Here is a 6,084-nt window from a genome sequence, read left to right on the forward strand (position 1 = left end):
CATCTCACGCTTCCCATCGGGACCAGGTCGGAGCGTTTCGGGGAAGACGGCGATCAGAAATTAACACCGAGGGCAACGTAGCTAGGGCCGTCCGAGCCCACTTGCTCGTATCATCCGTAGGGGCGCTCCCCACAGGCGTTCCGATCGACTCCAGCACACCTCTGCAACCGCTTGCTCCGGAGAGATGCGAGTCAGTGGATTCGGTGATGACAAGGCATGTTGGTGTGGTCTGCCACAAAGCTCGGCAGCCGTCGTCTGGGCGCGAGCAGAAACGGGGAGAGGCCGCAAGCAGAGCCTGCGGCCTTGGGGCGGTGATATGAAATCGTCCTGAAATGCCTCGCCGTCGGAGGCACCATCGCGACTGGCTGCCGGATTCCGACTTCGAAATCCACAGGACTGAAACTGGGCGCGCGAACTCAAGGTTCGACCTCGTTGGTCTGGCCGCGCGGTCGAGGCGGGATGGGCCGCTGCGCGTACCGTCGACGCGGATCGCTGCGCTCACGTGCGGCTTGGCGCTCGGACGGGTCCCGGCCGACTTTGGCTTGCAGCTCCAACAAATCGGTGAACACGTCGGCCTGACGGCGCAGCTCATCGGCGATCATCGGTGGCTGCGTGCCAGTCGTCGAGACCACCGTGACCCGGACGCCGCGGCGTTGCACCGCCGCTACCAGAGAGCGGAAGTCGCCATCGCCCGAACACCATCTCGTCGATCTTTCCGGCAAGCTCCATGGCGTCGACCGCGAGCTCGATGTTCATGTTGGCCTTTATCTTGCGGCGCCCCGAACAATCGATAAATTCCTTCGTCGCCTTGGTCACGACGGTATAGCCGTTGTAGCCGAGCCAATCGACCAGAGGTCGGATCGAGGAGGACTCCTGGTCCTCGATGACTGCCGTGTAGTAGAATCCGCGGAGTAGCGTGCCCCGGTCCTGAAAAGCGGCGGCGGCTTGGGCGGACGACTGGACGTCGGTGATGCCCTGCTGATGAAGCGTGGCTGCGGTAGTGATGATGATCGCGATTGCTATGATGTTCGAGAACGCCATGCCGACCATCGTGTCGATCCGAATGCGCCAGAGTTCGCGATCCTGCGTGCGCGCGTCCTCCTTCAGCGGCTTTTTCTTTGGATCGATGCGCTGCTCTTCGGCTTCTTGCGACGATTGCCAGATAAAGAGATAGGGCGAGATGGTCGTGCCGAGAATGGCGACCAGCGTCATCAGAAAGGTGCCGCTCCATTCGATTTTCGGGATTACGAGACCAGCAATTGCCTCTCGCCAGGGGACTTTGACGACGGCCAGCGCAATGACGTAAGCAAAGAGAACAAGCGTCAGCCATTTGAGCACGGAAACATAGCGCTCGTAGTTCATGAAAATCTGGGCCAGTACCGAGATCGCGGCAAATGCCGCGACATAGAGCGCCGCCGGACCACCCATGACGAGACGTGCGGCATCACCCATGGCACCAAGATCGGCGGCTACATTAATCGTATTGGCAACAAACAGTAGCCCGACAAGAAACCAGATGACCCAGCCGGGATAGTTGCGGCACACATTGCCCGCAATGCCATGGCCGGTGATGCGCCCAATGCGTCCGGATATCTCCTGAATGGCCACCATCAGGATAGCTGAGAAGCATCGTCCACCCGATGCCGAAGCCAAGCTGTGCACCGGTCTGGCTATAGGTGCCGATGCCGGAGGGATCGTCATCCGATGCACCGGTAATAAGCCCCGGAAGGGGGAAGCCTAGCTAGATAGGCGGCGGGACGATGTGAAGTTCGGCCAAATGCTGATAAGAAAAATCCCGCGCCGTTGCGCGGGATATCGTTTACTTGTCCAGTGCCGAAGCAGACAATGAAGCCATCCCGCGCGGGCGGGACAGCTTCGCGGTCGTTACTTTTCGGGATGGCCTGTACCGGGCTTGGTCGTCTTCGGCGCCTTGCCGTCTTCGACCCGGCCTTCGTTGCGCAGATCGCGGCCTTCCTGGGCCTTCTGTTGGCTCTCGGCGGATTTGCCGTGCTCGTTCATCTCCTCTTTGATGTAGCCGGCACCTTCCTTGACTTTGCCTTTGACGCTCATTGTTCAATCCCTCTTGTTTGTCCTGGAAATCTTGTACGAGACCAATGCGGCAGCCGCGACTTTGCTCCCGCTCGGGAGAAGAATTGGGGATTCAAAATGGCGTTGGCGCTCCGTCAAATGCGGAACCTCAAGCGAGAATGTCACCTCCCACACATGGCGCAGCGCTGTCTAAACCATCGACTTGAGCTTCTTCGCATCCGCCGGTGCCGCGCTCTTCTGGTCGTTGTCAAAGTAGACGTAAACGTCACATCCTTGCCGCTTCCAGGATTCTATCCGCTTTGCCCATTGCGAGAGTGCCGCCTGGCGGTAGTGACCGTGATAGCGGCCACTTGGCCCATGACCTCGCACATAAACGAAATCCGCCGTCCGCGTCCAGGGTGAGGGCGCATCATGATGGTCGGAAAGACAGAGCGCGATATTCTCGTCCCGCAGCATCCGAAGTATCCGCGGTACGTACCAGCTCGGATGACGAAACTCGAAACTGTAGTGGCGCTTCCTCGATAAAAGCTTGAAGAAGGAAGCGAGACGATCGGCGTTGGCCTCAAATTGCGGGGGAAGCTGAAACAGGATCGGTCCGGCCTTGCCGCCGAGCCGTGAAAGGCGATCTTCCAAAAGTGCGAGGCTATTTACGGATCGATCGGAGAGACGCTTCCAGTGTGTGATAAACTTCGATGCTTTCCACGCGAATACGAAATCCCGACCGGTTTGCTCTCGCCAAGCCTCAACGGCGGCATGAGTAGGCGTTCGATAGAAGACACCGTTAAGCTCAGTTGTCTCGAATTGATCGGAATAATAGCGAAGCTGGTCTTTGACCGGCAAACCATCAGGGAAGAACGGCCCGCGCCAGGACTGATAGTGCCAGCCGGATGTGCCGATGAGAACGCGGGCCATATCGGAAGATGATCGCTTCTATGAAGCTCACGATCTGCGTCGCTTGGCCGCCTTGCGCCGATTGTACGGAGACCGGTTCACCGGCTTCAGCGAAATCCCCTCGCGCTGTGCCTTACTGCGAATGGCCGCAACCGGTCGCTGAAGCTTGATACTCATCACCCCGGTCGGGGTGTTACCGCTGGCAAGCTGCTTCAACTTGCGCAGATCGGCGCTCGACCATGGCTGACGCGAACGACGCTTGTAAGCGGGATTGGCTTTGCGCGGTCTTTTCTTTCCGATCGGCGAGTTGGGTTGCTTCCATGCTGCACGTGCCATAACGATCCTCCGTTAAGTCTTTAAAGAACGGACAAATCAGTATGATTGTTCCGAGGTAGGGTATCAGCTTTCCAAGCTGCGGGCGCGGCCGCTGCCGCGGCCTGGAACGCTCTGCGCGGACGGAGCGTTTATTTCTCCAGGAGGGCAAGCCCTTAAAGGAGCCGCTCACGTGATCAGTCTGGCAAAATGGTACGATCCGATCTCGCAACGCTGGATCGAGTCGCGTGAGACGACTCGTATTGCATCAGAAGTGCGAGAACCTGCAAACGCGATTTTGAAGCAGCACGAAGATGTAGACGCTCAGCGTATCTGGCAGGCAGTGATCGACTCCGCGCGTCTTTGAAAGTTTTTTGGGAACGAGCAACTCGAAAGTCGGTTAATCGCTCGGTTCTCGCTTTATGATCCCGGCGAGACTTCTCTGCGTAGGCCCCAGCTTCCCCCGGCTGGGGCTTTTTTTATGCTGGTGCGATGCATCCGATGACTGTCGGCGCCGCGAGGAACTTTGCCGTCCGCTCGGCCTGATCGAACTAGGCCGAAAGTCTGATGACGTCAGGTCCGGAAGCTGTATTGGCTCACATAGGAGTAGCTCCCAAAAAAGACGGATGGCAGAATCCGAGAAAGATGTTTTTGAGAAGCCGATCCGCCGTATTCGAGATACTTGCGAGATGATGGGCCTACCCGCCAAAGTTCGAACGAAAGCTGCCCGCGCTTGAGACAGATCTGGAAGAACTCGTTGCCCAAGGGGAGACCAGTGAAGAACGGCTCTCCGTTAGCGGCCTGGCATTCATCAAGCAGATTCCATGAACTCTCCGCCGATCGCCCGTTCGTCCGAAGGCGCCGCAATGCTCAACTGATTCGTCTCGCAGGCAGGTCACCATCGGATTCTGAGCGTCCGGCCGGCGGACGAGGCTTGCCCTAATGCAGTGAGCACTCCGGACAGGTATCGCCGATCGAGGTGAGTAGCATGTCGTCTATTGCCAAGGCCGCCCGTTCGGGTGAAAGGCGGACGGCCGGCTCCTCGCGTGCCAGGCGGCGCGCCCTTTTATGCGCATGCGGGTCGGTGCATCTTTCATCCAGCCATGCTCTTTGCATTCCTGAAAGCAGCACGCTTCGCGCCCACCAGTTGAAGAAACTTCAGCATGGCACCGTGAAGTGCGGCGGCTCGCGCAGGCAGATACGCACATTGCCAACGCTGAGCGAGCCATCACGGATCAGATGATCGAGCTCGATAAACTGCGGCGAGACGGCCACGACACCCAACTTGCGGAGCGGACGCTCAAGTCCTTCGAAGACAGCCTGCAGACCCTTCGGGACCATCGCGAGCTGATCGTGAAGATGATTGACCAGATCGATAGAGGCCTCGCGTAGGAGGTGCGGAGCTGGTGAGGATTTTCTGGCCCGTCTCGATCGCGCGGCGAGCAGCAACAGCAGAAGGAGCACCTGCACCCCATTCGGTCCACCGGCGAGTGGGACGACCCGGATATGTCGATCCTGGACAACCGCCGGGGCGAACTGCCGGATCTGCCGATCGATGCATTTCCGCAAAGTGTGCACCGCTGGATGCTGGACGCGGCGAACGGTGCAGGCGTGACCGTTGGACACATCGTGTTGCCGCTAATCGGCATCGCCTCGGGTCTGATTGGCGTCGCACGCCGGGTGCAGGCCACCCGCGCGTGGCAGCAGCCGATGACGTGCTGGACCTGCCTCGTCGGCGTGTCGGGGTCGGGCAAGACGCCCTCGCTCGATGTCGTCAAGCGGGCGCTCTTGGTGGTGGAGCGCGGGCGGCAAGAAGAGAACAATACGCGCCAGCTGGCGCACGAAACCCGCGCGGAGCGTGCCAAGGCGGCGCTTAAGAAATGGAAGGAGGAGGTTGCCGACGCCGTCGATGCCGGTCAGCCGCCGGTCAAGCCCGCTGAGGCGCAGGAGGTGCGCCCGTTCGTCGTTCCGCGCCTCTACGTCTCCGACTGCACGATCGAGAGGTTGGCGCCGCTGCTTGAGGCGCGACCGCGCGGTGTGACCCATGTGGCCGACGAGCTGGCTCGGCTGTTTATGAACCTGGAGCGCTACAGCGGCGGTTCGGATCGCGCGTTCTGGCTTGAGGCATGGGATGGCAACAGCTTCATCGTCGAACGCCTTGGTCGCCCGCCGGTGATGTTGCGTCACCTTCTCATCGGCGTCGTGGGTGGTTTTCAGCCGGATTTGCTTGCGCGAAGTTTGCTGGTGATTCCGACGGCATCTACAGCCGCTTCCTGTATGCGTGGCCACGCGAAGCGCCATTCCGCGAACCGATCGACGATGCCGACGAGGTAGATCCCGAGATCATCAATGCGGGACGCAGCGGTGGCTTGGCGAACTGGCGCTTGCGCTCAGGCAGGAGACGTATCGACCGGACCCTATCAGAAGAGTGTACACAACCGGTTGGCGAGCCTTCAGGCCGGCGATGAGGAAGCATTCGCACCGCGCAGCGTGCCATTAACGTCGGATGCTAGACATGAATTCGCGCAGTTTGCGCAATTCGCGCATAAGGAAAGGCAATTACTCGAAGGACGCGACCGCGAATACTGGTGCAAGTGAACGGCACATGTGTTGCGCCTGTCTGGCACGCTGTGCTTCCTCGAATGGGCATGGAGCGGCGGTGCCGAGCCACAGGCGATCGACGCGCGTCACGTAACGAGCGCAGTGCAGCTATGGAAGGGTTTCCTGTAGCCGCACGGGCGGGCCGCGCTGCGCCTTGTGGGGCGCCGCGTCGCCGCCGTCGGCTCCAGCCGGCCCCCTCGCTGCTCCACCCACCGCCGCAGCACGGAATCG

6 protein-coding genes and 2 pseudogenes are annotated in these 6,084 nt (G+C 60.0%); 2 read left to right on the forward strand and 6 right to left on the reverse strand.

The window, feature by feature from the left end; genetic code table 11:
- Positions 1–416: 416 nt before the first annotated feature.
- The 5 genes and pseudogenes from SO139_RS45180 to SO139_RS45200 form a co-directional block, all read right to left on the reverse strand.
- Positions 417–933, reverse strand: a pseudogene (locus SO139_RS45180) (LabA-like NYN domain-containing protein); the annotation flags it as partial.
- Positions 928–1,726 (reverse strand): annotated as a pseudogene (locus tag SO139_RS45185) (NRAMP family divalent metal transporter); the annotation flags it as partial. The pseudogenes SO139_RS45185 and SO139_RS45180, both read right to left, overlap by 6 nt.
- Before the next feature lie 158 nt (positions 1,727–1,884).
- The gene (locus SO139_RS45190) at positions 1,885–2,070 is read right to left on the reverse strand and encodes a hypothetical protein (protein ID WP_498542069.1); all 186 of its coding nucleotides are present in this window, start codon (positions 2,068–2,070) and stop codon (positions 1,885–1,887) included.
- 168 nt (positions 2,071–2,238) lie between these two features.
- Positions 2,239–2,961 (reverse strand): DUF72 domain-containing protein, encoded by a 723-nt coding sequence (locus tag SO139_RS45195; RefSeq protein WP_498542070.1) that lies wholly within the window; start codon positions 2,959–2,961, stop codon positions 2,239–2,241.
- Positions 2,962–2,988: 27 nt separating this feature from the next.
- On the reverse strand, positions 2,989–3,276 hold the full coding sequence (locus SO139_RS45200) for a hypothetical protein (protein ID WP_498542071.1): 288 nt from the start codon (positions 3,274–3,276) through the stop codon (positions 2,989–2,991).
- A 169-nt stretch (positions 3,277–3,445) separates the two neighbouring features.
- Here SO139_RS45200 and SO139_RS45205 point away from each other — a divergent pair, with 169 nt between their 5' ends.
- Entirely contained in the window at positions 3,446–3,619 is a 174-nt protein-coding gene (locus SO139_RS45205; protein WP_474804861.1) for a hypothetical protein, read from the forward strand.
- A gap of 791 nt (positions 3,620–4,410) precedes the next feature.
- Here SO139_RS45205 and SO139_RS45210 read toward each other — a convergent pair.
- On the reverse strand, positions 4,411–4,701 hold the full coding sequence (locus tag SO139_RS45210) for a hypothetical protein (RefSeq protein ID WP_498542072.1): 291 nt from the start codon (positions 4,699–4,701) through the stop codon (positions 4,411–4,413).
- 57 nt (positions 4,702–4,758) lie between these two features.
- Between SO139_RS45210 and SO139_RS45215 the strand changes: the two genes are divergently transcribed.
- Positions 4,759–5,586 carry a DUF3987 domain-containing protein gene (locus tag SO139_RS45215; RefSeq protein ID WP_474804857.1) on the forward strand — a complete coding sequence of 276 codons (828 nt, stop codon included), beginning with the start codon at positions 4,759–4,761 and terminating at the stop codon, positions 5,584–5,586.
- The last annotated feature ends 498 nt before the right edge of the window (positions 5,587–6,084 follow it).

It is taken from the genome of Bradyrhizobium sp. UFLA05-89 (assembly GCF_059803475.1).

Bases quoted from the DNA above. Each gene is read 5' to 3' on its own strand.
- SO139_RS45190 (WP_498542069.1), bottom strand. From the start codon at position 2,070: ATGAGCGTCAAAGGCAAAGTCAAGGAAGGTGCCGGCTACATCAAAGAG.
- SO139_RS45195 (WP_498542070.1), bottom strand. From the start codon at position 2,961: ATGGCCCGCGTTCTCATCGGCACATCCGGCTGGCACTATCAGTCCTGG.
- SO139_RS45200 (WP_498542071.1), bottom strand. From the start codon at position 3,276: ATGGCACGTGCAGCATGGAAGCAACCCAACTCGCCGATCGGAAAGAAA.
- SO139_RS45215 (WP_474804857.1), top strand. From the start codon at position 4,759: ATGTCGATCCTGGACAACCGCCGGGGCGAACTGCCGGATCTGCCGATC.